24 protein-coding genes are annotated in these 22,284 nt (G+C 60.7%); 1 reads left to right on the forward strand and 23 read right to left on the reverse strand.

Annotation, left to right across the window (positions count from 1 at the left end):
* Positions 1-15 precede the first annotated feature (15 nt).
* The 9 genes from ACLKMW_RS09265 to ACLKMW_RS09305 form a co-directional block, all read right to left on the reverse strand.
* Positions 16-1,197, reverse strand: a complete 1,182-nt coding sequence (locus tag ACLKMW_RS09265) for a nickel/cobalt efflux transporter (RefSeq protein ID WP_415724165.1) — start codon at positions 1,195-1,197, stop codon at positions 16-18.
* 7 nt (positions 1,198-1,204) lie between these two features.
* Positions 1,205-1,486, reverse strand: a complete 282-nt coding sequence (locus tag ACLKMW_RS09270) for a metal-sensing transcriptional repressor (protein WP_415724166.1) — start codon at positions 1,484-1,486, stop codon at positions 1,205-1,207.
* A 176-nt stretch (positions 1,487-1,662) separates the two neighbouring features.
* Positions 1,663-1,908, reverse strand: a complete 246-nt coding sequence (locus ACLKMW_RS09275; RefSeq protein WP_415724167.1) for a hypothetical protein — start codon at positions 1,906-1,908, stop codon at positions 1,663-1,665.
* A gap of 27 nt (positions 1,909-1,935) precedes the next feature.
* Positions 1,936-3,216 (reverse strand): TRAP transporter large permease, encoded by a 1,281-nt coding sequence (locus ACLKMW_RS09280; protein WP_415724168.1) that lies wholly within the window; start codon positions 3,214-3,216, stop codon positions 1,936-1,938.
* Entirely contained in the window at positions 3,213-3,824 is a 612-nt protein-coding gene (locus ACLKMW_RS09285; protein ID WP_415724169.1) for a TRAP transporter small permease, read from the reverse strand. Before ACLKMW_RS09285 ends, ACLKMW_RS09280 begins: the two co-directional genes overlap by 4 nt.
* A gap of 77 nt (positions 3,825-3,901) precedes the next feature.
* Positions 3,902-4,894 (reverse strand): TRAP transporter substrate-binding protein, encoded by a 993-nt coding sequence (locus tag ACLKMW_RS09290; protein ID WP_415724170.1) that lies wholly within the window; start codon positions 4,892-4,894, stop codon positions 3,902-3,904.
* 35 nt (positions 4,895-4,929) lie between these two features.
* Positions 4,930-6,030 (reverse strand): mandelate racemase/muconate lactonizing enzyme family protein, encoded by a 1,101-nt coding sequence (locus ACLKMW_RS09295; RefSeq protein WP_415724171.1) that lies wholly within the window; start codon positions 6,028-6,030, stop codon positions 4,930-4,932.
* Positions 6,031-6,413: 383 nt separating this feature from the next.
* Positions 6,414-7,415: an NAD(P)H-quinone oxidoreductase gene (locus ACLKMW_RS09300; protein WP_415724172.1), complete on the reverse strand. Its 1,002-nt coding sequence runs from the start codon at positions 7,413-7,415 to the stop codon at positions 6,414-6,416.
* A 179-nt stretch (positions 7,416-7,594) separates the two neighbouring features.
* Complete coding sequence (locus ACLKMW_RS09305; protein WP_415724173.1) at positions 7,595-8,998, reverse strand: aspartate ammonia-lyase; 1,404 nt, start codon at positions 8,996-8,998, stop codon at positions 7,595-7,597.
* 216 nt (positions 8,999-9,214) lie between these two features.
* Here ACLKMW_RS09305 and argE point away from each other — a divergent pair, with 216 nt between their 5' ends.
* The gene (gene argE / locus ACLKMW_RS09310; protein ID WP_415724174.1) at positions 9,215-10,375 is read left to right on the forward strand and encodes an acetylornithine deacetylase; all 1,161 of its coding nucleotides are present in this window, start codon (positions 9,215-9,217) and stop codon (positions 10,373-10,375) included.
* 16 nt (positions 10,376-10,391) lie between these two features.
* Here the strand turns inward: argE and ACLKMW_RS09315 are convergent, their stop codons facing one another.
* The 14 genes from ACLKMW_RS09315 to ACLKMW_RS09380 all read right to left on the reverse strand — a co-directional run bounded on the left by ACLKMW_RS09315 (position 10,392) and on the right by ACLKMW_RS09380 (position 22,201).
* Complete coding sequence (locus ACLKMW_RS09315; RefSeq protein ID WP_415724175.1) at positions 10,392-11,318, reverse strand: LysR family transcriptional regulator; 927 nt, start codon at positions 11,316-11,318, stop codon at positions 10,392-10,394.
* 183 nt (positions 11,319-11,501) lie between these two features.
* Positions 11,502-12,179: a DUF1028 domain-containing protein gene (locus ACLKMW_RS09320; protein WP_415724176.1), complete on the reverse strand. Its 678-nt coding sequence runs from the start codon at positions 12,177-12,179 to the stop codon at positions 11,502-11,504.
* A gap of 15 nt (positions 12,180-12,194) precedes the next feature.
* Positions 12,195-12,614 (reverse strand): RidA family protein, encoded by a 420-nt coding sequence (locus ACLKMW_RS09325; RefSeq protein ID WP_415724177.1) that lies wholly within the window; start codon positions 12,612-12,614, stop codon positions 12,195-12,197.
* A gap of 78 nt (positions 12,615-12,692) precedes the next feature.
* On the reverse strand, positions 12,693-14,165 hold the full coding sequence (locus ACLKMW_RS09330) for a 4-hydroxyphenylacetate 3-hydroxylase family protein (RefSeq protein WP_415724178.1): 1,473 nt from the start codon (positions 14,163-14,165) through the stop codon (positions 12,693-12,695).
* Positions 14,162-14,875 (reverse strand): flavin reductase family protein, encoded by a 714-nt coding sequence (locus tag ACLKMW_RS09335; protein WP_415724179.1) that lies wholly within the window; start codon positions 14,873-14,875, stop codon positions 14,162-14,164. Before ACLKMW_RS09335 ends, ACLKMW_RS09330 begins: the two co-directional genes overlap by 4 nt.
* Positions 14,876-14,882: 7 nt before the next feature.
* Positions 14,883-15,344: a type II 3-dehydroquinate dehydratase gene (locus ACLKMW_RS09340; RefSeq protein WP_415724180.1), complete on the reverse strand. Its 462-nt coding sequence runs from the start codon at positions 15,342-15,344 to the stop codon at positions 14,883-14,885.
* Between the two features lie 14 nt (positions 15,345-15,358).
* The gene (locus ACLKMW_RS09345) at positions 15,359-16,009 is read right to left on the reverse strand and encodes a glutathione S-transferase family protein (protein ID WP_415724181.1); all 651 of its coding nucleotides are present in this window, start codon (positions 16,007-16,009) and stop codon (positions 15,359-15,361) included.
* Positions 16,010-16,095: 86 nt separating this feature from the next.
* A complete protein-coding gene (locus ACLKMW_RS09350; RefSeq protein ID WP_415724182.1) occupies positions 16,096-16,518 on the reverse strand; it encodes a GlcG/HbpS family heme-binding protein in 423 nt (140 codons plus the stop codon).
* Positions 16,519-16,612: 94 nt separating this feature from the next.
* Entirely contained in the window at positions 16,613-17,611 is a 999-nt protein-coding gene (locus ACLKMW_RS09355) for a hypothetical protein (protein ID WP_415724183.1), read from the reverse strand.
* A 62-nt stretch (positions 17,612-17,673) separates the two neighbouring features.
* A complete protein-coding gene (locus tag ACLKMW_RS09360; RefSeq protein ID WP_415724184.1) occupies positions 17,674-18,249 on the reverse strand; it encodes a HutD/Ves family protein in 576 nt (191 codons plus the stop codon).
* Positions 18,250-18,329: 80 nt separating this feature from the next.
* Positions 18,330-19,451 (reverse strand): ABC transporter ATP-binding protein, encoded by a 1,122-nt coding sequence (locus ACLKMW_RS09365; RefSeq protein WP_415724185.1) that lies wholly within the window; start codon positions 19,449-19,451, stop codon positions 18,330-18,332.
* Between the two features lie 18 nt (positions 19,452-19,469).
* Entirely contained in the window at positions 19,470-20,261 is a 792-nt protein-coding gene (locus ACLKMW_RS09370; RefSeq protein WP_415724186.1) for an ABC transporter permease, read from the reverse strand.
* 14 nt (positions 20,262-20,275) lie between these two features.
* A complete protein-coding gene (locus ACLKMW_RS09375; RefSeq protein WP_415724187.1) occupies positions 20,276-21,133 on the reverse strand; it encodes an ABC transporter permease in 858 nt (285 codons plus the stop codon).
* A 42-nt stretch (positions 21,134-21,175) separates the two neighbouring features.
* Positions 21,176-22,201: an ABC transporter substrate-binding protein gene (locus ACLKMW_RS09380; protein WP_415724188.1), complete on the reverse strand. Its 1,026-nt coding sequence runs from the start codon at positions 22,199-22,201 to the stop codon at positions 21,176-21,178.
* Between the last annotated feature and the right edge of the window lie 83 nt (positions 22,202-22,284).

Below are 22,284 nucleotides of genomic sequence, written 5' to 3' on the forward strand. Positions count from 1 at the left end.
CGCCCTGCCGGTGCTTCAGCCGCCCGACGTGGTCTCATGAAGCACTGGCGCGGCGGCGTGGGCCGACAAGCCGGCCCAGCCCTGGACACCTATGTAAAGGCCTACCGCGATAATAAGCAGACTGGAAAAATAAGGCGCACGGCGCGCGAACGCCCCAAACCATGACCAGCGTTTCGTGGCATGACGCACGCTGAGGGCTGCCGCCGCACCGACCGTGACCAGAGTTGCCGCAAGCCCGATGGAGAAGCACAGCACCAAGGCAAAGCCGAGAGTGAACTCCTTGAGCTGCAGGCAAAGCAGCAGAACCGTGATCGCAGCCGGGCAAGGAATGAGGCCGCCCGTCAGTCCGAACACGATGATCTGCCAGGTCGTGGCATTGCGGTCTGCAAATTTTCGGCGGATGTCGTTTGCATGCGCCAGCTCATGCGCGTCCTGATACTCGCGCGCAGTCACGTCGAGTCCAACGGCTTCATGCTCGTGGTCATCCCCGTGGCTGCGCGGGTAGGCGAGATCGTATTCATGCGTATGGCTGCCGTGGCCGAGACTCAGTCGGGCCCTGAATTCATGCGGCTCGGCTACGCTGTCCAGGGATTCAAGATAGCCGTCGCGCTGAACGAAGGTGAAGCCTTGGCGCGAGCCGTCGGGGCGCTCGGTGACGATTGTTACGTCTCCTGCTGACCAGACATGACCACGCTCCACGCGAATGCGCCAACGTGCGGTCGCATCACTGGAAAGCTCGATTGCCATCATGCCGTGACCCGTGTCGACCCGCCGGATCGCCTCGACCCCTTCATGAGCAACATCGTGGTGGTCGTCATGATCGTGATCGTGGATGGCGGCCTTGGCGCGCCGCTGATCCGCCCAGGTTCGCCATAGCATCCAAAGCGCGATCGCAATGATGATGGCTGCCGACGCCAGTTGGAAGTAGGGTTCGAAGGTCTCGGCATCGACACCCCGCCAGAGATAAAGGCCGCCTAGGGCAATGCCCCAAACCACGATCGTGTGAGAGACCGTGGCGGCAAGACCGAGCAGCACCGCCTGAATGACCGTGCCGCGCACGGCAACGATAAACGCCGCCATCATCGTCTTGGAATGGCCGGGCTCAAGCCCGTGGAGTGCCCCGAGGAACACCGCGCTTGGAACGAATAGCCAAGCGTGAGCAGAGCTTTGCTGAATAAGTGCGGCGAAGGATGGCATCTGAACCTCAGAGGTACTTGGTGATTTCCTTGAACTCGTCGATCGACCGCCGCTGGTTTCTCGGGAGGGGCCCGACCACGTCTTCGAGACAGTGATCAAGGTGATCCTGAATAAGCGTTCGCTTGGCTTGCCCCACCGCCTTCTCCACGGCGTGAAGCTGCTGCGCGATATCCAGACAGGACCGACCCGCCTCGATCATGGCGATGATGCCGCGCAGATGGCCTTCGGCACGGCGAAGCCGTTTCAGCGTGGCGGGATGTGACGTGTGGGTTTGCTTGGAGTCAGACATGCATTTTGCTATCCCCTAGGAGAGGATAGAGTCAAGAAGTTTTTTCGCGGCGAGTTTCTGCAAAATCTGATGGGAACGGTCGGCTTCACGCATGCGGCGAGGGGTCTCAGGGGCCCTCTTCATGCGGTTATATTGTTGACTTGGCCAGCTGAGCCGGCGACGGCAGCTCCAAGGCCTCAATAGCCCAGATACATATGCGACATGTGGGAATTCACCCTGAGGTCGCGATCATAGTCGCGTCGTCTTCTCGGATTGCTCAGGACAAAAAATGCGTAGTGGATCCTGCTGTCCAAACCGAGGCTGCGTATCAGCCACCCTCTCACGCCGCTTTTTGGCAATCCGTCGAGCGCACGCTGATAGGCCTGTTCGAGCTCGCCGACGGAAGCGTCCTTGGATACCGAGAGACAGTCGTACAGGCTCATGGATACCTCCTTCCCCGCGAATGATGCTCAATCTTTCGCCATGGTCGGAAGCCAGGTGGCAAGTTCAGGGACCGCCATCAGCAGGAACGTGAAAAGCAGGGTCACGATGAAGAAGGGCATATTGGCCTTGAACACCTGCAGCTGGTCGCATTTGGCAATCCGCCCGGCAATTATGAGCGACATTGCGACCGGCGGCGTCACTTGGCCGATTACCACCGCCATCACCATCAACGTGCCGAAATGCACCAGGTCGATGTCAAAGGCGATGAGCGTCGGCAAAAGAACCGGAACCAGCACCGGAATGAGCGGATCAAGAAACATGCCGGCGATAACGGCGATCACCATAAGCGCGCAAAGACGCAGGAACGTGCTGTCTCCGATGGCCAGCACGTCGATAAAGGACGCCAGCGTGGCTGGAACATGCGCAGCCGAAAGCACCGATCCTAGCGCAGCTGACAGGCTGACGATCAGGAGCAGTTCTCCCGACAATTGCACAGCCGCCACTGTGGCGCGGTAAAGTCCCGCCCAATCAAGCGAACGGTAGACGAAAAGCGCCAGGAACGCCGCGTAGACCGCGCCGAACGCGCCAGCTTCGGTCGGCGTAAAAATACCAAGGACCAGCCCGCCGACAATGATGGCCGGCATGCCAAAGGCAAGGCCTGCAGCCAGCGCCGCGCGCCATATCTCCAGCAGCGAGAACTTGCCGAATGTCGGATATCCGTTCTTGTGCGCCAAGTAACCGACGGCGGCCATAAACAACAGTCCAAGCAGCACTCCGGGAACTAGCCCTGCCAGAAACAGCGCGCCAAGCGACGTCCCGGTAACGGCCGAATAGAGAATGGCCGGAGAGCTCGGCGGGATAAGCGGCCCGACACCCGACGACGAAGCACTGACGGCTGCGGCAAACGGCGCGCTATAGCCTTCCTTCTTCATCTCGGGAATGAGGATCGATGCGCTCCCCGCCAGATCGGCGGTTGAGGAGCCGACCATGCCGCCAAAGAACATGCTGGTGAGCACATTGACCTGGGCAAGCCCGCCCTTCATCCAGCCGACCAGCGATCTAGCGAAATTGAACAGCTTGCCCGAGATACCGCCGGCATTCATGTAGATGCCGCCAAGCACGAACAGCGGAAACGAGATCAGCGTATAGCTGCTCATTCCGGCGACCATGTTCTGAGGCAGCACAAGCCCCCACTGGCTGCCGATGACGAGACTGATGGTCACTGCAATCATCAGCGCGGCGATCATGGGAACGCCGGCGACGAGAAAGGCCACCAGCGACGCGATACCGATCGAAGCGCCGATCATGACATTCCTCCGGCATTGGCGGGACGCCTGACTTCCGTGGCGCCGACATCTTCATCGGCGCGACGAAAGTGCGAAACGGTTTCGGCCAGGAAGGCAAGGCAGACGAGGCCTGCCCCCAAGCACATGGCGGAAGTGAACCAGCCTTTGGACAAGGACAGGTATACCGACCGGTCAGACCCGAATAGCGAAACGTAGTTGAAGGACACGAGCGCCAGATAACCGAACGCAACCGTGGAAAAGAGTTCGGTGCAGACAAGCAGCAGCCGCCGCGCGCGCGGCGACAGGCGATCGATCAGGAAACCGATACGGATGATCTCGCGCCGGCGCACCGACAGGAACATCCCCAACATAGCCAGCCAAGGCACCAGGGCAATGACGATCTCGTCGGCCCATATGATGCCGCTGTTGAAGGTGTAGCGGAGAAACGCATTGGCGAAAACCAGCAGCGTAATGGCGCCGAGGACCAGCACGCCGAGAAATTCAACGATGCCATTGATCCATTTGTCGACGGTGGTTTCGTCCACGCGATTTTCAAGCTCGGCCTCGATCGAGGCCCTGGTGATCGCCCGCGCGAGATCGTCACTCGGTTCACTGTCGCGAACGGTCATGGCAACTCCTCCCAAAGATTGCTAAGATCGCATTGAGTGGCGCCGCAGACGTGGGCATGCGGCGCCACTGCCAACGATCAATTCGCCGCGGCCGCCTCAAGCACGGCCTTGGTGATCTCCGGGCCCGCGATGCTCTCGACCGAGGCGTAGATCGCTGCGGAGTCGGCCTGAAATGCCGGGCGATCGATCTCGTTGATCGCGATTTTCCCGCCGCTCTTGAGCTTGTCGAGCAACTCAAGGTCCTTTTGCTCGCCGATCTTTCTAAGCTCTACCGCTGCTTCGGCCGCCGCTTCCTTGACGAGTGCCTTCTGGCTGTCGCTGAGACTGTCGAACTTCGCGCCATTCATCACCAGTGTCACAGGCGTATAGACATGGTTGGAAAGCGACAGATAGGACTGCACCTCATGCATCGAATTCGAGACGATGTCGTTGAGCGGGTTTTCCTGACCGTCGATGGTGCCGCTTTGCAGGGCAAGATAGATTTCGCCATAGTTTAGCGTCACCGGAGTCGCGCCGAACGTCTTGAATGTCAGCATGCGCGCCTGACTGCCCGGAACCCGGAGCTTCACACCGCGCAGATCATGCGGCTTGGTGATCGGACGCACATTGTTGGTGATCTGGCGGAAGCCCATTTCACCGAAGGCCAGCACCTCCACGCCGACTTTCTCGCGCATGGACTGGCGAAGCTTTTCGCCGATTTCTCCGTCGAGCAGTCGTGCGACATCGCCGCGATCGCCGAACAGGAAGGGCAGTTCGAACACGGCCCAGGTCGGATCGAGTTGCACCGCATCGGACCCGAGTGGAGTGATGTCGATCTGGCCGGTGCGGATCTGCTGCATATGGACATTTTCGTCGCCAAGCGCCCCGCTGTGATGGAAATCGCTCTTGAAGTCGTCGCCCAGCTTCTCCTTCAACTTTTCGGCCATGGTCTGCATCAACAGCGTATCCATGGTGGTGGCGGGCGAAGGGCTGGACATCCTCAGCGCCAGTTCCTCCGCGCCAGCCGGCGCTGTAAACAACACCGCTCCCAATAAAATCGGTCCGACGATACGTTTGACAGTACTAAGCATTTCAGTTCCCTCCCATTTTTGGTTCTTTTGAATGCTTAAAGGTACTTTTGGACTAACGTCTCCTTGAGCCGTTCACGGTTGAGGGTGACGCCGAAGCCGGGCGCGTTCGGAATAGCGACCCGGCCATCCTTCGCCTTCGGCGGGTCGATGAACATCTGCTCCTCGACCTGCTCGGACCCGAGATGAATCTCAGCCAATGTACCGTTGCGGAAGCCCGCGACATGATGCAGGCAATAGATGCCGCCGCCACCGGCGTCGGACAAAGGCTTGTTGTAAGCCTGGGCGAGATGAGCGACGCGTCGGGTTTCCGTCATGCCGCCGTTGTACATGCTGTTGGGCATGAAGATGTCGATCGCATCATGCTCGACCCATTCGCGGAAACGCAGCACGTGGCCGTCCATCTGCCCCGCCGAGAACGGGATCGTCGTGCGCTTGCGCAGCATCCCTAGGTCACGCGCATCGACACGGCGCAGCGGATCCTCGAACCAGGCGATGTTATACTCCTGGATCATTGGGCACAGACGCATCGCATTTTCGGCGCTGAGGCTCTCATTGGCGTCAACCGCGAGGAGAATGTCGTCGCCGAGCGCTTCGCGAACCTTGCGCACCCGCCTTGCATCTTCGACGATACCCGCTTTCGAGCCGACGAGCATCTTCAGCCGCGTGTGCCCCTTGGCGATCAGGCGCCGTCCCATCTCGATCAGCTCGTCCGCCTCATAAGCAAGGAAGCCATAGGTTACATAAGCGTCGGCATAGTCCTTGTGCCCGCCGAGCAATTGCGCGACGGTGCGTCCGCTTTGCTTGCCGATCAGGTCCCACAGCGCCAGGTCGACGCAGGACAGCGCCGAAAGATTGATGCCGGTCATCTGGCCGCGCTCAGACAGGATCGGCTGAAGGCGGGCGTGGATCAGCTCCAGATCGCGCGGATCCATACCCATGATCGCCGGCGCGATATGCTGTGCGACAATCGCGGCCACACCGTGCCAGAGAAACCGCGACGCCATGCCGAAGCCTACATGCCCGTCATCGGTTTCGATCTCGCAGATGATCCGGTAATCGTCCTCTATAGGCTTGTTGATTATCGGGACGAAGTTGTGGAAAGCGTGGATGCTGACCCGAATGTCCTTAATTTTCATATGCGCTCTAAGCCCTCATTGTATGAATGCTACGGAGCGCCCGCAGGCGCACCAAGTATCAGCCCCTTTCAGGGCCGGCACTCAGCAGACGCCCCGCCTCATTTTCGCCGGAACAACAGCATAGATGAACCAATTCAATAGGCAGAAGCGCAAAATACGCAATGCATTTCTCCCTGAATTCTAGTATGGCTCCGTCATATTACGGCAGAGCTTGTTTATAGTTCTCCCTATGATGATGATATATTGGTGCGTCAAAATGACAAAGTTACATTTCCGATACTAAGGTTCCGAAAAAGCGATACTGGCGGCAACGCGCGCGGACGGCTGCGCCAGCCTCGCGCAGCCGTCCGGTTCTTCAACAATCCGTTTTGGTTGGTCACACCTCATGCGCAGGTCAGCACGACCTTGCCCATATTCGCGTTGTCTTCAAGAACACGATGCGCCTGCACTACCGCTTCGAGCGGGAAGGTCTGGAAAATCGGCGGGGTGACCAGCCCCTTTTCCACGAGCGGCCAAACGTGACGCTCCACCGCGCGCGCCAGCCGGCATTTCTCTTCGACGGATTTGGGTCTGAGCGTCGACGAGGTCAGCCTGAGGCTCTTCATCATCACGGTGGTCAGGTCGATCGGCACGACAGCACCCTCCATGAAGGCGATGCTGACATGGCGGCCGCCCGGCGCGAGCAGCGCGAAATTGCGCTCGATGTAGCTGCCGCCGACAATATCCAGCACCACATCCACGCCCCTGCCTCCGGTCGCGCGCCTTCCGGCTTCGACGAAATCCTCGCTGCGATAGTCGATGGCAAAATCGGCGCCAAGTGTGCGCAGAAAGGCCGTCTTCTTGGCCCCTCCGGCGGTTGTCAGCACCGTCGCGCCGGTTGCCCGCGCAAGCTGTACCGCCATCGTGCCGATGCCGCTGGCGCCGCCATGGATAAGCACGGTTTCGCCGGGCGTCAGGCCGCCCAGCTCGAAGAGATTGTGCCAGACGGTGAAGGCCGCTTCGGGCAGGCCAGCCGCCGACACCGAATCAAGCCTTGCCGGGCGGCGCAGGCAGTGGCCGGCATGGGCGAGGCAGTATTCGGCGTAGCCTCCGCCCGAAACCAGGGCGACAACGGACTCGCCCATGCGAGATTCAGGAACGCCGGGGCCGGTCGCGACGATTTCGCCGGCGACTTCGAGGCCGAGCACATCGCTGACACCGGGCGGCACGGCAATTGCCCCGCGCCGCTGCATCAGGTCCGGTCTGTTCACGCCCGCAGCAGTAACCCGGATCAACACCTCGCCCGGTCCAGGCTGAGGCAGCGGTCTTTTGACCAATGAAAGCACCTCCGGTCCGCCAGGTTCGGAGGCGATCACTGCCTTCATCATCTTTTGCATGGTCGTCATTCGAACGAACTCCCCTCAGCGGATCGCGAACCATGGCTAAGGCCCGCGCCTTTTCAAACAACACTGCATCCGGCATGGCAGCCGCCCCGCACTTTGTGTCGAGGTTCAACCGTCGCGTAAAATCGGGAATATCATTGCCGCGCATCGGATAGTCCGAAGGGCGCTCTCGACGCAGACTGCTAAGCTGGGAAGGCGAGCTTCATCGGATTCAGGAGGACGGCCGCGTCTTCCGCGCTGACGAGACCGCGTTCGACGGCCAGATCCGCCACGTTGCGACCGAGACGAAGCGCATCTTTGGCCAGTTCGGCGCTGCGGCCATAGCCGATGACAGGGACCAGCGCCGTCACCGAGCCGACGCTTGCTTGCAGATGCGCACGGCAACGCTCCGGATCCGCCTCGATGCCGCGCACGCATTGCTCATCCAGGGTGCGGATCGCCGCCTGCAGCATGTGGATCGAAGAATGCAGGTTGAACGCAATCAGCGGCTCCATCGCATTGAGCTGCAACTGGCCGGCCTCGGAGGCCATGGTCACGGCAAAGTCGCTGGCGATGACCTGGAAGCAGACCTGATTGACAACTTCGGGGATGACCGGATTGACCTTGCCCGGCATGATCGACGAGCCCGGCTGCACCGGCGGCAGCTTGATCTCGCCAAAACCGCCGCGCGGACCACTCGAAAGCAGTCGCAGATCGTTCGCGATCTTGGAGAGCTTCGTCGCCAGCCGCTTGAGCATGGCCGAGAAAAGAACAAAGGCGCCCATATCCCAGCTCGCCTCGAGAAGATTTGCCGCGGGCGTGAGCTTGTGGCCGCTTATGGAGCAGAGCTCGGCCAGTGCCGCCTCGCCATAGCCTTTGGGCGCGTTGAGACCGGTTCCGATCGCCGTTCCGCCGAGATTGACCTCCATCAGGAGCGGCAGCATCTCGCGCAGCCGCTGCACATCCTCACGCAGAACCGTGGCGAAGGCCGAAAATTCCTGACCGAGCGTCATCGGCACGGCGTCCTGAAGCTGGGTGCGGCCGAGCTTCACGATTGCGGCGAAGTTGAATGCCCGCTCATCGAAGGAAGCCGCCAGCGACAGCAGCGCCGTCTCGAGATCGGCATGGGCAAGCACCAGCGAAAGCCGAACCGCGGTCGGATAAACGTCATTGGTGGATTGCGACCGGTTGACGTCGTCGTTCGGATGCACCGGTTCGTTGCAGCCGCGCGCGCCGCCCAGCCATTCATTGGCGAGATTGGCAATCACCTCATTGGCATTCATGTTCACCGAGGTGCCCGCTCCGCCCTGGATCGCATCCAGCGGAAAGGCCTCGTGATAGCGGCCAGCGATGATTTCGCGGCAGGCGACCTCGATCGCCTCGCATTTGTCTGGGGCGAGAACACCGAGGCGGGCATTGGCCCGCGCCGCCGCCTTTTTCGTCATGGCAAGCGCGGTGATCAGATGCGGGAAGCGGTCGAGCGAAATTCCGGAGATCCGGAAGTTGCCGCGCGCCCGTTCAGTTTGAGCGCCCCATAATGCACCGGCGGGAACGTCTACATCGCCAAGACTGTCTTGTTCGCGCCGATATTGCATGTCCATCGCCATCCCCCCAAAATGCACGCCGCAAGCCGGCTGCTGATGTCTACAGCGGCGAGAGCCGGAACCGCCATTCGTAAAAGGCGAATCTGAAGAACGGGTTGGCATGCGAGCCGCCAAAGTGCAGCGGCGAGACCCTTCCGATACTCGGCTTCGGAAAATAAGATCAACAAGATGAGAATTGGCGGCTAAACAGGGCCAATTGTCATTGGGCGAAGCCGACGCATGTCCATCCAGCACGCAGCAGAAATCCTCGACAGGCTGATTGCCTTCCCGTCGGTCAGCCGCGCCTCGAACCTCGACCTGATCCACTATATCCGGGACTTCCTGGCCGAACTCGGCATCGCATCCGAGATCGTTCACAATGAAGAGGGGACCAAGGCCAATATCTACGCTACGCTTGGCCCGGCTGACATTGCCGGAGTCCTGCTGTCGGGACACACCGACGTCGTGCCGACCGAGGGCCAGGCCTGGAGCAGCGATCCCTTCCGGCTCGTAAAGCGCGACGAGCGATTCTACGGGCGCGGCACGGCGGATATGAAAGGGTTCATTGCCTGCGTTCTGGCGACGATCCGCGAATTCGCCGGCCATACCTTCCGCCGTCCGCTGCATGTGGCTTTCAGCTATGACGAGGAGATTGGCTGCGTCGGCGTGCGCCGGCTGATCGATATCCTCGCGCATCGGGCCAATCGGCCGTCCATGTGCGTGATCGGCGAGCCGACCAGCATGCAGACCGTGATTGCGCACAAGGGCAAGGTGGCCGGGCGGATCACTTGCACCGGGCGGGAGTGCCATTCCAGCCACGCCCCGGAGGGACTGAACGCCATCTACATGGCAACAGACATGGTCTCCACCCTGCGCGCATTGCAGGATGAACTGATCAACGAAGGCAACCACGACTCCGACTTTGTCGTGCCGTTCACCACGGTGCATGTCGGGACCATCAAGGGCGGCACTGCCCTCAATATCGTGCCGAACGACTGCAGCCTCGCTTTCGAGATCCGTAATATTCCGAGTGATGATCCGCAGCGGTTGCTCGACCGCATCTCCACGAGCGCCGCGGAGCTCGCCGAACAATCCCGCTCGCGCTTTGCCGGCGCCGATGTGGCTGTCGAAGTCACCAACGCCTATCCCGGTCTCGATACACCGGCTGATGCCGAAGTGGTCCGTCACGTCCAGCGGCTCACCGCAAATGACGGCAAGACCGGAAAGATCGCCTTCGGTACCGAAGGGGGTCTGTTCCGTGAGCGGCTCGGAATCCCGACCGTCGTCTGCGGGCCAGGCGATATCCGCCAGGCGCATCAGCCCGACGAATTCATCAGCGTCGAACAGATGTCGCAATGCATGACGATGCTGCGCAGGCTGGTCGGCGAACTGACGGAATAAGGAATAGAAAGACTGGCTATTGCCAGGGCGCCATGCCGGGCAAAGCGTCCGTGGAGATCAATTCACGGCAATGCTGCTCGAAGGTTTCGGTCGCCCGCGTCTTGCGCAGATCCTTCAGCGTCGCCATGCCGAGCTTCATCGGCGTGAAATCACCCTCGAGCCGCACATAGGCGAGCTGCTTGCCATTGGCTGCGCACATATTCATCGGCCGTGCCGTCATCAGCGAATAGCCGAAGCCGCAAGCGACGAAGCTGCGCACCGTATCCGGATATTCCGATGTGGCGACGATATTCGGAGTGAGCCCATGCATCATGAACAGCGACAGGAAATATTCTTTGCTGAGCGGCATATCGAGCAGGATGAAGGGCCGCTCTGCCAGCTCGCTCAACGGCACCGAGGTGCGCGTGGCAAGCTCATCGTCGGCCGGCAGCAAGATATAAGTCGGCAACTCGGCCAGCGGCTCGAAATGGATATCCTCGGTCAGGTGGATCGAATAGGTCAGCGCCAGATTGATCTCGGCGCGGCGCAGCTTGGCGATCAGCGCCGCCTCGTCATCTTCCGAGAAGCGCAGCGTTACCGCCGGATATTGCGCGAGGAACGACTTGCATAATTCCGGAACGAGCATCGGCGCCAGCGTACGGAATGAGCCGATGTGAAGCGGACCGGAGACGGATCTCGCCACCTCATAGGCGACGCCGTGAAGGTCCTCCGCCTGTTGCAGAAGCGCCTTGGCCGCATACATCAGCCGCTGCCCGGCCGGCGTAAGCGACAGACCCTGCGCATGATGGCGCACGAAAAGCTGCAGGCCGAATTCGGCTTCCAGTTGGGAGATGGCGGCGGATATCGAGGGCTGAGAGATGTTGATCCGTTCGGATGCCAGCGTGACGCCGCCAACTTCTCCGGCAGCAACAAAGTAAGCGAGTTGCCGAAGCGTGAACCGCATCGAGAATGTACGTGGATCCAGGTCGTTCACGAGGCCCTGAGATAGATTGACATTCACACTTACTGTTCCCAGCCGCATTGAAGGCAGCGCCCGGAACCATCGCGAACGATGGACGCTGCCCTATTCAGTGTCAAGGCGTAACCCGGCTCAGGGTCGGGTTCGATCAAGTGATCGCCTCCTCCCTCAAAGATCGCCGGGGACTCCATAGGAGGGCGCTTGCGAAGGGTTGATCCCGCGCGAGACATAGGCATCGAGTTGAGGCGCCCACAACTCCCACAATCGCGCCAGTTCGCCGATCGGATCGTCTTCGTGCCAATCGACGCGCAGATCGGCCACCGGCCAAGCCACCTCACGCACCAGAAGCATGCCGACCGAATGGACCGGCCCCTCCTCGCCTCCCGCCTTGAGAGCGGCAAACATGGCTGCAATCAGCCGGTCGCCGAGCGGCTTTCCGTCGTTGCCCAGAAACGCTTCAGCCATCTTTTCCGGCACGACGGGGCTCGACAGCAGATTGCCGGCCGCCACCACGTCCGGCGCAATCACGGTGCGATGCGTGCCGAGGGTGTTGGCGCCCGAAAAAGCCGCGCCATTGCCATGCCGATCGACGAGCGCGAGCTGCCGATATTCGATGTGCCTGGCATCGGCCTTGATCTGCTCCAACGCTTCGGCGGCGCTCAGGCCCGACGCCATCAGGTCGAGACCACGCGGCCCCAGCGTCGGGTCGGTGATGTTCTGGGTCGCCACCACCCCCACCCCGGCGCGTGCATGGGCGCAGCGCGCCGCCACGCAAGGGCTTGAGGACGACACGGCAATACCGAACATACCGGTCTTTGCGCAGCGCCCCGAAATCGAAAAGGTCACTTCAACATCCTCCGTTCATGCGGCGTCAGGAATGACGGCGGTCACCTCGATCTCGACCACCCATTCCGGCCGCGCCAGCGCCGGCACGACCAGGCCGGTGGAGCACGGAAAAACGCCCTTCAGCCATTTGCCCATCTCCTGATAGACGGCTTCGCGATAGCGGATATCGGTGACGTAGACGACGATACGGCAGATATGGGCCATTTCGCTGCCGGCTTCCTCCAGCAGCATCTTAATGTTCTCCATCGTCTTGGCGGTCTGCTTGGCGGCATCGCCAACATGCAGGCATTCGCGGGTTTCAAGGTCTTGCGAGACCTGCCCGCGCAGGAACACCGTCGTGCCGCGGGCGACGACGCCCTGGGAAAGATCGTTGTCGAGCTTCTGCTCCGGATAGGTTTCACGGGTATTGAATGGCCGAAGGCGCTTGTGGATCATGAGTGGGTTCCGTCGAGAAAGGGAAATCGCCTGCGCCGGCTGACATGGACCAGACGACGCGAGGCGAATGAGAAGCTGCTATTTGGCAGCGGCCGCGAAGTTTTGCGGACCATAGACGCGGTCTGACAAGCCTGCCGCCTCCTTGGTGAACCGCAACGGTTCCTTCCAATCGAAGTTGTTGTAGACAGCCGCCAGATGGGCAAAGGGCGGGGCCTGCGCGAAGAGCTGGAAGGTTACGCGGTGGCCCGCATAGTCCGAATTCAGCAGATCGCGCGCGAAGGCGAGAAGCTTTCTGCGGTCCTCCGAGTGCCAGTTGTCGTTCAGCGTGTAGAACTTGTTCAGCCACTGGCCGGCTTCCGGATCGCGGAAGCTGGCGTAGTCCGGAGTGACGCAGATCTGGCCGCCGCAAAGTTCACGCGCAATGTGCATCATGTGATGCAACTGCGAGCAGGCGAGCACGCGGCCAGTCATCAGCAGCGACTGGTTCGGCATCAGCAGCCCGGCGGGGCTCGGCTCGGCATTGGCGATCGCCGCCGTCAGGTGAGCATTGATGCCCTCACGGTAGCAGGCGAGCGTCGCCAGCTTCTCCTGAACGGCCTGCTGCTTTTCCAGGCCGGTCTGGCGCACGTTCCAGAGAGCCGCGCCGATCATCAGGTCGGCCAGCTTCAGATTGCGTTGGACGAAGGCGAAGGCCGAATAGCGATGCAAGGTCGAGCGGATGAATTGCGCCGCCCTGGTGTACTGGTAGAAAAGCACGTTCTCCCAGGGGATCAGCACATTGTCATAGATGACCAGCGTATCGACCTCGTCCACCCGGTTCGAAAGCGGATAATCCTCTGCCGGCGCGCGCCCGGCAAAGCCGGTGCGGGCGATGAAGCGAAGATTGGGCGAGGAGAAATCGCAGATGAAGCCGACTGCATAATCCGATAGCTTCTCGTCGCCCCAATTGGCGATGGTCGGCTTGGTGAAGGCCTGGTTGGCATAGGCCGCAGCGGTCTCGTACTTGGCGCCGCGGACGATGATGCCGGCATCCGTCTCCTTGACGACATGCAGCAGCATGTCCGGATCCTGATCCTGAGGCCGTTTGGAGCGGTCGCCCTTCGGATCGGTATTGGCCGAAACGTGGAAAGGATCGTTGCGAAGCACGGTGTTGATGTGGCGCTCGATATTCGCCGCGAAGCGCGGATCGACCTCGTTGAGCATATCGCGGCCATCGAACAGCGACCACATCTCGCCGACCGTCTCATCGCCGACGCGGGTGACGATGCCCTTGACCTCGTCCAGCACCGTGTCAGTGGAGAGGCGCTTGTCGTGCCAATCCTGCTGCGTGTAGGGCAGCTTCAGGCCGATGGCGAAACGCTCGCCATTCTCCTCATAGCTCATTCGGCTGACGAATTCCCGCTCGTGCGCCATATCGTAGATGCGCGCGCGGATGTCCACGATTGGCTTGAACATCGGATGGGTGGTGACATCCTTGACGCGCTCGCCGTTGATCCAGATGCGCCGCCCGTCGCGGATTGAATCCCGGTACTGATTGCCGGTTCTGATCATTGGGATGCCTTTCCTGCAGAAGCTTGCTGGCCACCTGCCGCCGGCGGCACGAAATCGGATGAGAGCGCGGCGGGGTAGCAATAGGTGCGGCGGCTGTGCGCCAGAGGCACGCGCTCGCTGGTGGTCACGTCAACGACGCGGCCGATGAAAATGGTATGGGTTCCGGCGTCGTAGCTGTCGTGCAGAACGCAGTCGAAGGTGCCTACGGCATCCGGCAGACGCACCGAATCGGTGATTGTCTGCTGCCATTCGGCGCAGCGGAAATCGAACGCATCGCCCACCTGCGGGTGGCCAGCGAACACATCCGCGATACCATGCTGATGCGCCGCCAGAAGGTTGACGCAAAACACGCCGTTTTCGCGAATGGCAGCGCAAGCAGGGCTGCGCCGGTTGACGCAGACGAGCACCATCGGTGGATCGGCCGAGACGGACGCCATGGCGCTGACGGTGACGCCGAACGCACCAGCCGGCCCATCGGTCGTGATGACATTGACGCTGGTGACGGCGCCGCCCATCGCGGAAACGAATGCTGCACGGTCGACGGTCGGAATTCGAGTACCGGCGTCGACTTTCATCTTTTCTGCACAGGATGCTTGAACGGTTGCCATATCGGGATCTCGTGACTTTCTCATCGAGCGGTTCGATGGGAATTTATTGAGACAAAACAGTCGTTTTGTATAATAGAACTTAGGGATTCCTTGGCTCAGCATTTCCGATTTAGGTGGAGGGACCCCGCTCGCGCAGGAACATCACGAGCGCCTCGACCGCGATTTCGTAGCCAAGCGGGCCAAGCCCGATTAGGCAGCCGGTGGCGGCCTGCGAGATGAAGGAGTGATGGCGGATGGGCTCGCGCTTGAAGACGTTGCTGACATGCACCTGCAGGCTGGGCCCGGGGAAGCTTGCAAGCGCATCCATCAGCCCAAGCGAGGTGTAGGACAGGCTACCCCCATTGATGACGATGGCGTCGGCGCTGTCGCGCGCTTCATGTATCCAGTCGATCAGCACGCCTTCGCTGCTTGATTGACGAAAGCGCATCGCGACACCGAGCTGCTCGGCCCGACTGCGGCAGCGCTCTTCGATCTGTGCGAGCGTCAGACGCCCGTAGAGCCCATTCGGATCGAGCCCGTAAAGATTCGTGTTCGGTCCATTGAGGATGTCTATTCGAAATGTGTCGGTCATCACTGCGCCTGTCATCAGCGTTGGGTTGAGCTGCTGTCGTCGGTCGATACGGCTCGATCACGCGGTCGGGTGGCGACCATGGAGGGCCGCGCGTCGAACGCGGCAAACCAGCGCTCCGCGGCGGGGCGATTCGTTCGCCAGGCCAATTCGGGAAACCTGAAATCGAGATATCCGAGTGCGCAGCCCAGCGTGATCGTGCCGATCGTGACCTCATCGCCCATCGTCGGGATCAGCGCCTCGATACTGTTCAGCGCCAGTTCGACCTTGCGAAGCTGCGCGGCACGCCATTCCGGCGAGCGGCGCTCTTCCAGGCGCATCAGCCATTCATAACGGGCAAGCAGAGCCGCATCGAGAAGGCCGTCGCCGAGCGCTTGGCGTGACAGCGCCTCCCAACGCTGCGGCCCGGGGGGAGGGAAAAGCGTGCTGTCACCAGCGCGGGCGGCCAGATATTCGCAAATCACCCGGCTGTCGAACAGGCAGCTTCCATCGTCGAGGACCAGCGCCGGGATCTTGCCCAGCGGATTGGCCGTTTGCAGATCCGGATCGCCGGCGATCGGCGTCGTGCCGCTGAAATGGAGCTGCAGGTCGGCAAGCTGGCCGGTCTCATGGGCAATGACCATGACCTTGCGGACATAGGGCGATGTCGGCGCATGGAAGAGCTTCATCGCGAAACCTCCGATCGGATTGTTTCCTGAAATGCGCACGACTGCCAGCGAACTTGCCGCCGGCAGCGTCGCGATGCTTTCGAAGGTCAGGGCTTCTGGTCTTCGGCGCCAATGCCGGCCAGCGCGGCGCGCGCCACTTCGACGTCCTGCGCGCCCGTGCCGGAGCCAACGCCGACGGCGCCCACGCATTGACCGTCAATGACGATGGGCAAACCGCCCTCGAGATTGGTCAGGCGGCCGCCGCCGGCAATCGCCAGCTTGATTTCATAGTTGGGATCAAGGCGCGACGTCGGCTGGCGGTGCGACGCGGCGGTGATGGCCTTGGACATGGAGGTCTCACGCGACAGCAGCTTGGCGCCGTCCATGCGCACAAACGCCAGCAGGTTGCCGCCATCATCGACGATGGTGATGTTTTGCGGCACGCCAAGCTCCTCCGCCTTGGCGACCGCGCTGGACAGCGCCTTGAATGCGCCGGCATGGGTGAGCTTCAAAGCGGATCTCGTCGTCATCGGTGCCTCCAAATCTTTTAGGCCCCGATATCCGGCCAACTCGTTGGCGCTGTAAAATAATTTTGGCGACGCCTTTGGTTCGCGTTTTACGATCCTAGTCGCGGACGCGCGCGCGGAATTCCACCAGCAACGAATCGGGAGTAGCGGCAACTTCGGATGCCTCCGAGTTCAGCCGCACCTGGCCGGCGGGCCGAATGGAGATCGTGCCACGCCGAGACGGCTCGCTGCGGCTCGCGCCTTTGAACGAAACATCATAGTCACCGCAGGCCAGCAAAAGAACGTCGCTTGGCCACTCGACATTCGCCCCGCCGTTGACGGCCTGATTCAGTTCCACGCTCCACCGGTAGCCGAGCATGGCATTGGCGGCATCGATGTCGCCTGCCGTCAGCAGATTGCGCACGGCGGTCGAGGAGCAGGTCACGTCGCCCCACCGCACTTCATCTACGGCGCTCACCCCAAAGCCGCGCCGGTCGCCGATCTCGCGCAGCATTTTCACATCGCCACGCCGTTGACGGCCGAAGCGAAAACCCGATCCAACCACCAGATGTCCGACATTGAAGCCGCCGACCAGGATTTCGTCGACAAACTGTTCGGGTTCCTGGGCAGCGAAACGATGGTTGAAACGCGGGCTATAGAGGAAATCTAGGCCGTGGCGGGAAAACAGCCTCTTCTTGCCGGCGGGCGTGCTCAGCCGGAAGGCCGGAGACTGCGGCGTGAACAATTGACGGGGATGCGGCTCGACCGACATGGCGCCGATCGGCCTGCTATTATGGCGCGCCTGAACTTTCGCCTCCGCAAGCAGTTGCTGGTGGCCGCGATGAAAGCCGTCGAAATTGCCGAGAAGCATGACGCTTCCCTTCAACTCATCCGGAACCGACGCTGCATCGGAAACCATGCGCATCGGAGCGCGGCAGCCGTCTGGAAGAAAGCGGCTCCGCTCCTCAGCCATGGGGCGAAACAGAAAAGCCCGCTCGTCCGCGTCGTGGAAAACCCGAAGCCGCGGCACATTCCGGATATCGATCATCTTGCTCATGACCGGAGATGTAGCTTGCGCGAGCGCTTCGGAAAAATAGTAATCCGCAAGCATCGGCATTGGTATTGCCTATGCATTGCGCGGAGCGGTTCCACTGAAATTGCGCGGGCGGTTCGTCTTGTTCAAGCGAGCTGCGCACGCTCAATCGTCGCAACGAGCGCCGCACTGCCGCTGCCAACTGTGACCGCCACTTCGGCGAGGTCCCGGACGAGCATGGTTTCCCCGAAACTGACCCGGCGTCCGGCCACCTCGCAATCGCCTTGCGCCGCATGCACGATTACCATTCCGCCAGACGGCACCTTTAGCGTGTTTTTAGCGGCGCCATGCGTAATTTCGACAGTCGCGTTGCAACGCCCGCGCCTCGTCATCACGTTCAGAACCTGGCTTTCACCGGCCGGCAGTCTTGTGCTGGGCGAAAGGCTGCTGTCGAAACGATATGGCGCAAGCGTGTCGAGTTGCACTTCGCGACCATCGGCAAAGACCAGGACGACCAGATTGTCGCTGAGACACGTGATGACGCGCTCTATGCCCGGAAAAGCCGAGAACGGCGTATCCCCGACAATAGGTGCAAGGCTGACGCGAATATCGAAATTCTCATGGGAGGCGCCAGCCGGCAGCAAAAGAACGTCCCGGGTGGTCCCCTGTCCATTCTTCCACGGGACGCTGCGATAGCTCTCTTGGGTGAGAAGTTCGAACATCGAATTCCTGCTTGCGACTGAGTGGGATCAGGCCGCCCACGATGCGCCTGGCGTGCGGCCGGATCTGTTTTCGTGGGCGATCAGTTGCCCGGCTCGGCGAGCAGGACGGCGTCCGAAAGGTCCATGACGATCCGCGCGGTCGAGCCGACCGGAAACATGCCGACCACGTCCGCACCGGGCAGCCGCATCTCGATGGAACCCAGGCTCTCGACATGGAGCCGGGTGATGGTGTGCGAGCCTTGATAAATATGCGTCGTCACCTCGCCTGAGACCACATTGCGCTCTCCATCGTTTGGCGATGCCACCCGGATATGCTCCGGCCGCACGAAGGCCTTCACCGTCCTGCCCGCATCGAACCGCCAGTCAGGCCGCCGCGTCGTGGTCAGCCGTACATTTCCCAGTGCAAGGCTGATCTCGTTTCCGGATGTCTGATAGACAGCCGGCGGCAACGCGTTGATCTCACCGATGAACGAGGCGACGAAGCCGTTTGCCGGCTGCCGGTAGAGATCGATCGGCGAGGCCACTTGCTGGATCTCCCCACGGTTCATCACCACGATCCGATCCGAAAGGCTGAGCGCCTCGCCCTGGTCGTGGGTGACGAAGATGGTGGTCAACCCGGTGTTGCGATGCAGCTCGATGAGTTCGATCTGCATCTGGCCGCGCAAGCTCTTGTCAAGCGCCGAGAGCGGCTCATCCAGCAACAGCACCTTCGGCTGAATGGCGATTGCGCGGGCCAGAGCTACGCGCTGCTGCTGACCTCCCGACAATTGCGAAATGCGCCGGTGCTCCATGCCCGACAGCTTCATCATATCGATGGTCTGCATCACTTTTTGCGAAATTTCCGACTTGGAGAACTTTCGCTGGCGCAGGCCGAAAGCGATATTGTCGAAGACATCCATATGCGGAAACAGCGCATAGCTTTGAAACACCATGCCCGTGTCGCGCAGATGGACCGGAACATCCGTCACGTCGCCGCCACCGATGCGGATCGTGCCCGAGCTTGGATTGATGAAGCCGGCCACCATATTGAGCAGAGTGGTCTTGCCGCAGCCGCTGGGCCCGAGCAAAGTCATGAACTCTCCCGAACGGATCGACAGCGATACGTTGTTAACGGCGGTCACCGCCCCGAATATCCTGCTGACACGGTCGATTTCGACAGCGTGATCGACTTGACCGAGGCCAGTCACTTTTTGATGGAACATGAAACTCCCTCCTGGCCGTCAGCGATTGTCGATGCCGAGAATTCGACGAAGACCGAGAAAATGATTGGCGATAGCCATGATAACCATGGTCGAGATGATCAGCAGCGACGAGATCGCTGAAATTGTCGGATCCGCATATTCGCGAATGTAGTTGTACATGGCGACCGGCAGCGTTTGGGTGCGGCTGGCGGTGACGTAGAGCGAAGCCGTAAATTCCGTGAGCGACAGGATCGCTGCAATCAGCCAGCCTCCGAGCATGCCCGGCAACACCAGGGGTATGGTTACCTTGAACAGGACGGATCTCGGCGTGGCGCCGAGATTGGCTGCCGCGCGGGCGAAATTCGGATCGACATTGCTGAGCGAGACGAAAACGGCCCTGGTCACGAAAGGCGTCACCAGCAGAACATGCGCCATGACTATGATTGCGTAGCCCTGCGTGAGATTGAGATGGCTGCCGAGCAGGAGAAAGCCGAAACCGGTCGTGAAATGTGGGATAATCAGCGGCGACCACAGCGCCGCCTCGAGCAAACCCCTGCCACGGAATTTATAGTGAAAGATCACATAGGCAAAACTCGAGCCGAGCAGCAAGGCAAACGTCGATGCCAACAGCATGACGATCATGCTGGTTTTGAATGCGCTCTGGAAATCAGGATAGGTCAGGGCCTTCTGATACCAGCGCAGCGAGAAACCTTCGGGTGGAAACGCCATGACCTCGGTCGGATTGACCGATGTCATGAGGACGACGATTGCCGGAATCGTCATGTAGAGCAGAATGGCGACAACGGCGGTCCAGAACAGGGTGTTTCGCATGGTGGCCCTCCCGCTCATGCCACGGCCATGCTGCGCTCGATGCGCAGGGTGAAGAGCTTCATGAGCGCCAGGCTTCCCAGTGCGGCGGCAAGCGCGATGATGCTAAGCACGGCCGCGAACGGCAGATTGAACGACGAGAAGCCCTGCAGATAGACCACGTTGGAAATCATCAGCACCTTGCCGCCGCCGATCAGCTGCGGCGTCGAAAACGCACTCATCGTCCAGGCGAAAACCACCACGAATCCCGACAGGATTCCGGGCAGCGTCAACGGAATGGTCACCCGCCAAAAGACCGTGTTCGGCGTGGCGCCCAGATTGGCGGCCGCTTTTTCGCAGTCGCGATTGACCTGGCTGATCGCCGTGGCAAGCAGGATGATCATCACCGGCATGGCGAACTGCACCAGAGCGATGACGACGCCGACACGCGTATACATGATCGCCACGGAATCCTCGATCACGCCGAGGTTCTTCAGCATCGAGTTGACGAAACCGTCAGTTCCAAGAACCAGCATCCAGGAATAGGTTCGTACGATTTCACCGGTAAAGAGCGGCGTGATCGCCAAAATGACGAGCGTCGAGCGCACCCAGTTCCGTTCGGCCCTCACCAGTGCGAACGAGATCGGATAGCTCAGGACCAGCGAGAAGAACGCGGTGGCAAAGCTCAGGATGAAGGTATCGAGCAGGACCCAATAATAGACGGGCTTGTTGATGCGGGTGAAATTCTCCAGCGTGAAGCCGCCCACTTCCAGCGACCCCGGAACAAATTCGAGAAAGCTGTACTGCAGGACGTTGAACATCGCCGCGGCGAAGATCACCGAGACGAGAACCGCCGGTACGAGGAACGGAACGAAAAAGGGGCGCTGTTGCGTCATGGGAATTGGGCGGCGTTCAAGGCGCCGCCCGCCTTCATCTGATTAGTGCATCATGTTTTCGGTGAACCAGATCTTCCACAGGGGAAGCAGCTTGGCATAGGTCGCGTCATCCAAGACGATTGCTTCTTTTTCCCACTGCTCCGGCGTGGTGAAGATGCCCGGCATCTTGGCGAGTTCAGGCGAAACCTTCGCCTTCTTGTTCATCGGCGAACATTTGTGAAATTCGCAGATCTGTTCCTGAATTGCCGGATCGAGCGCGATGTTGATGAACTCGTGCGCGGCGTCGAGCTTCTTGGTTCCGGCGTTGATGCCGAGAGCGCCAATGCCGACCACGGCGCCCTCCTTGGGAATCTCGATCTTGACCGGCATTCCCTGTTCGACAAGGTGGTAGCCGTTGATCGACAACAGCACCTGCACCGGAGTTTCGCCGGTGCGCATCAGGTCCTGACTGGTCGCGTCGGACTGATAGAAGGCCTTGATGCTCGGCTTCAATGCCTCAAGACGCTCGGTTATGCTCTCCCAGTCGGCAGGCGTCTTGCCTTCCATGACCGACGCAGCGATGACGATGTGGCTCGGATCGAAATCGGGCAGGCCGAGCTTGCCCTCCATGTCCTTGCCCCACAATACGTTCCAGGAGTCGATCTTGAAGTCTTCAGGCATCAGGTCGGTGCGGAAAGCCGGGGAATACACATAGGAGTAGACGCCCATTTCATAACCGCCGCGATCTCCGGCGGGGTAGAGGTCGGCGGCGTTCGGGATCTTGCTCATGTCGAGCTTCTCGAACAGGCCGTCGGACTGGTAGAGATAGCCGACATGCGACGTCGTATAGGTCACGTCGGACTCAGGGTTCCCCTTGGCGACCTTGGCCTTGGCCAGGCGGTCGAGCGTACCGCCGGTGATGAACTCGACCTCCATGCCGGTCCGTTTGGTGAATTCCTTGGCGATGATCGCCGTGCCGTCCTTCCAGTTGCCGCCCCAGGTGCTGACGATCAATTTCTCCTGCGCACCCGACGGCGTGGCGGCGACAACGGCCGCCAACGCACCAAGCGCAATCAAACTCTTTTTCATGCTGTTCCTCCATCCATTTTTGTTTTCCGTTTCCGAAACGCCTTTGCGCTCCGGCAGAGGGAAGGCTGCGGCGCCTTTGCTTC

Source organism: Borborobacter xinjiangensis, assembly GCF_047739745.1.
Classification (GTDB): domain Bacteria; phylum Pseudomonadota; class Alphaproteobacteria; order Rhizobiales; family Rhizobiaceae; genus Pseudaminobacter.

What these genes read in the sequence shown, in the direction of transcription:
- ACLKMW_RS09265 (WP_415724165.1), bottom strand. Translation starts at nt 1,197, where the DNA reads ATGCCATCCTTCGCCGCACTTATTCAGCAAAGCTCTGCTCACGCTTGG.
- ACLKMW_RS09270 (WP_415724166.1), bottom strand. Translation starts at nt 1,486, where the DNA reads ATGTCTGACTCCAAGCAAACCCACACGTCACATCCCGCCACGCTGAAA.
- ACLKMW_RS09275 (WP_415724167.1), bottom strand. Translation starts at nt 1,908, where the DNA reads ATGAGCCTGTACGACTGTCTCTCGGTATCCAAGGACGCTTCCGTCGGC.
- ACLKMW_RS09280 (WP_415724168.1), bottom strand. Translation starts at nt 3,216, where the DNA reads ATGATCGGCGCTTCGATCGGTATCGCGTCGCTGGTGGCCTTTCTCGTC.
- ACLKMW_RS09285 (WP_415724169.1), bottom strand. Translation starts at nt 3,824, where the DNA reads ATGACCGTTCGCGACAGTGAACCGAGTGACGATCTCGCGCGGGCGATC.
- ACLKMW_RS09290 (WP_415724170.1), bottom strand. Translation starts at nt 4,894, where the DNA reads ATGCTTAGTACTGTCAAACGTATCGTCGGACCGATTTTATTGGGAGCG.
- ACLKMW_RS09295 (WP_415724171.1), bottom strand. Translation starts at nt 6,030, where the DNA reads ATGAAAATTAAGGACATTCGGGTCAGCATCCACGCTTTCCACAACTTC.
- ACLKMW_RS09300 (WP_415724172.1), bottom strand. Translation starts at nt 7,415, where the DNA reads ATGACGACCATGCAAAAGATGATGAAGGCAGTGATCGCCTCCGAACCT.
- ACLKMW_RS09305 (WP_415724173.1), bottom strand. Translation starts at nt 8,998, where the DNA reads ATGGCGATGGACATGCAATATCGGCGCGAACAAGACAGTCTTGGCGAT.
- argE (WP_415724174.1), top strand. Translation starts at nt 9,215, where the DNA reads ATGTCCATCCAGCACGCAGCAGAAATCCTCGACAGGCTGATTGCCTTC.
- ACLKMW_RS09315 (WP_415724175.1), bottom strand. Translation starts at nt 11,318, where the DNA reads ATGCGGTTCACGCTTCGGCAACTCGCTTACTTTGTTGCTGCCGGAGAA.
- ACLKMW_RS09325 (WP_415724177.1), bottom strand. Translation starts at nt 12,614, where the DNA reads ATGATCCACAAGCGCCTTCGGCCATTCAATACCCGTGAAACCTATCCG.
- ACLKMW_RS09330 (WP_415724178.1), bottom strand. Translation starts at nt 14,165, where the DNA reads ATGATCAGAACCGGCAATCAGTACCGGGATTCAATCCGCGACGGGCGG.
- ACLKMW_RS09335 (WP_415724179.1), bottom strand. Translation starts at nt 14,875, where the DNA reads ATGCTGAGCCAAGGAATCCCTAAGTTCTATTATACAAAACGACTGTTT.
- ACLKMW_RS09340 (WP_415724180.1), bottom strand. Translation starts at nt 15,344, where the DNA reads ATGACCGACACATTTCGAATAGACATCCTCAATGGACCGAACACGAAT.
- ACLKMW_RS09345 (WP_415724181.1), bottom strand. Translation starts at nt 16,009, where the DNA reads ATGAAGCTCTTCCATGCGCCGACATCGCCCTATGTCCGCAAGGTCATG.
- ACLKMW_RS09350 (WP_415724182.1), bottom strand. Translation starts at nt 16,518, where the DNA reads ATGACGACGAGATCCGCTTTGAAGCTCACCCATGCCGGCGCATTCAAG.
- ACLKMW_RS09355 (WP_415724183.1), bottom strand. Translation starts at nt 17,611, where the DNA reads ATGCCGATGCTTGCGGATTACTATTTTTCCGAAGCGCTCGCGCAAGCT.
- ACLKMW_RS09360 (WP_415724184.1), bottom strand. Translation starts at nt 18,249, where the DNA reads ATGTTCGAACTTCTCACCCAAGAGAGCTATCGCAGCGTCCCGTGGAAG.
- ACLKMW_RS09365 (WP_415724185.1), bottom strand. Translation starts at nt 19,451, where the DNA reads ATGTTCCATCAAAAAGTGACTGGCCTCGGTCAAGTCGATCACGCTGTC.
- ACLKMW_RS09370 (WP_415724186.1), bottom strand. Translation starts at nt 20,261, where the DNA reads ATGCGAAACACCCTGTTCTGGACCGCCGTTGTCGCCATTCTGCTCTAC.
- ACLKMW_RS09375 (WP_415724187.1), bottom strand. Translation starts at nt 21,133, where the DNA reads ATGACGCAACAGCGCCCCTTTTTCGTTCCGTTCCTCGTACCGGCGGTT.
- ACLKMW_RS09380 (WP_415724188.1), bottom strand. Translation starts at nt 22,201, where the DNA reads ATGAAAAAGAGTTTGATTGCGCTTGGTGCGTTGGCGGCCGTTGTCGCC.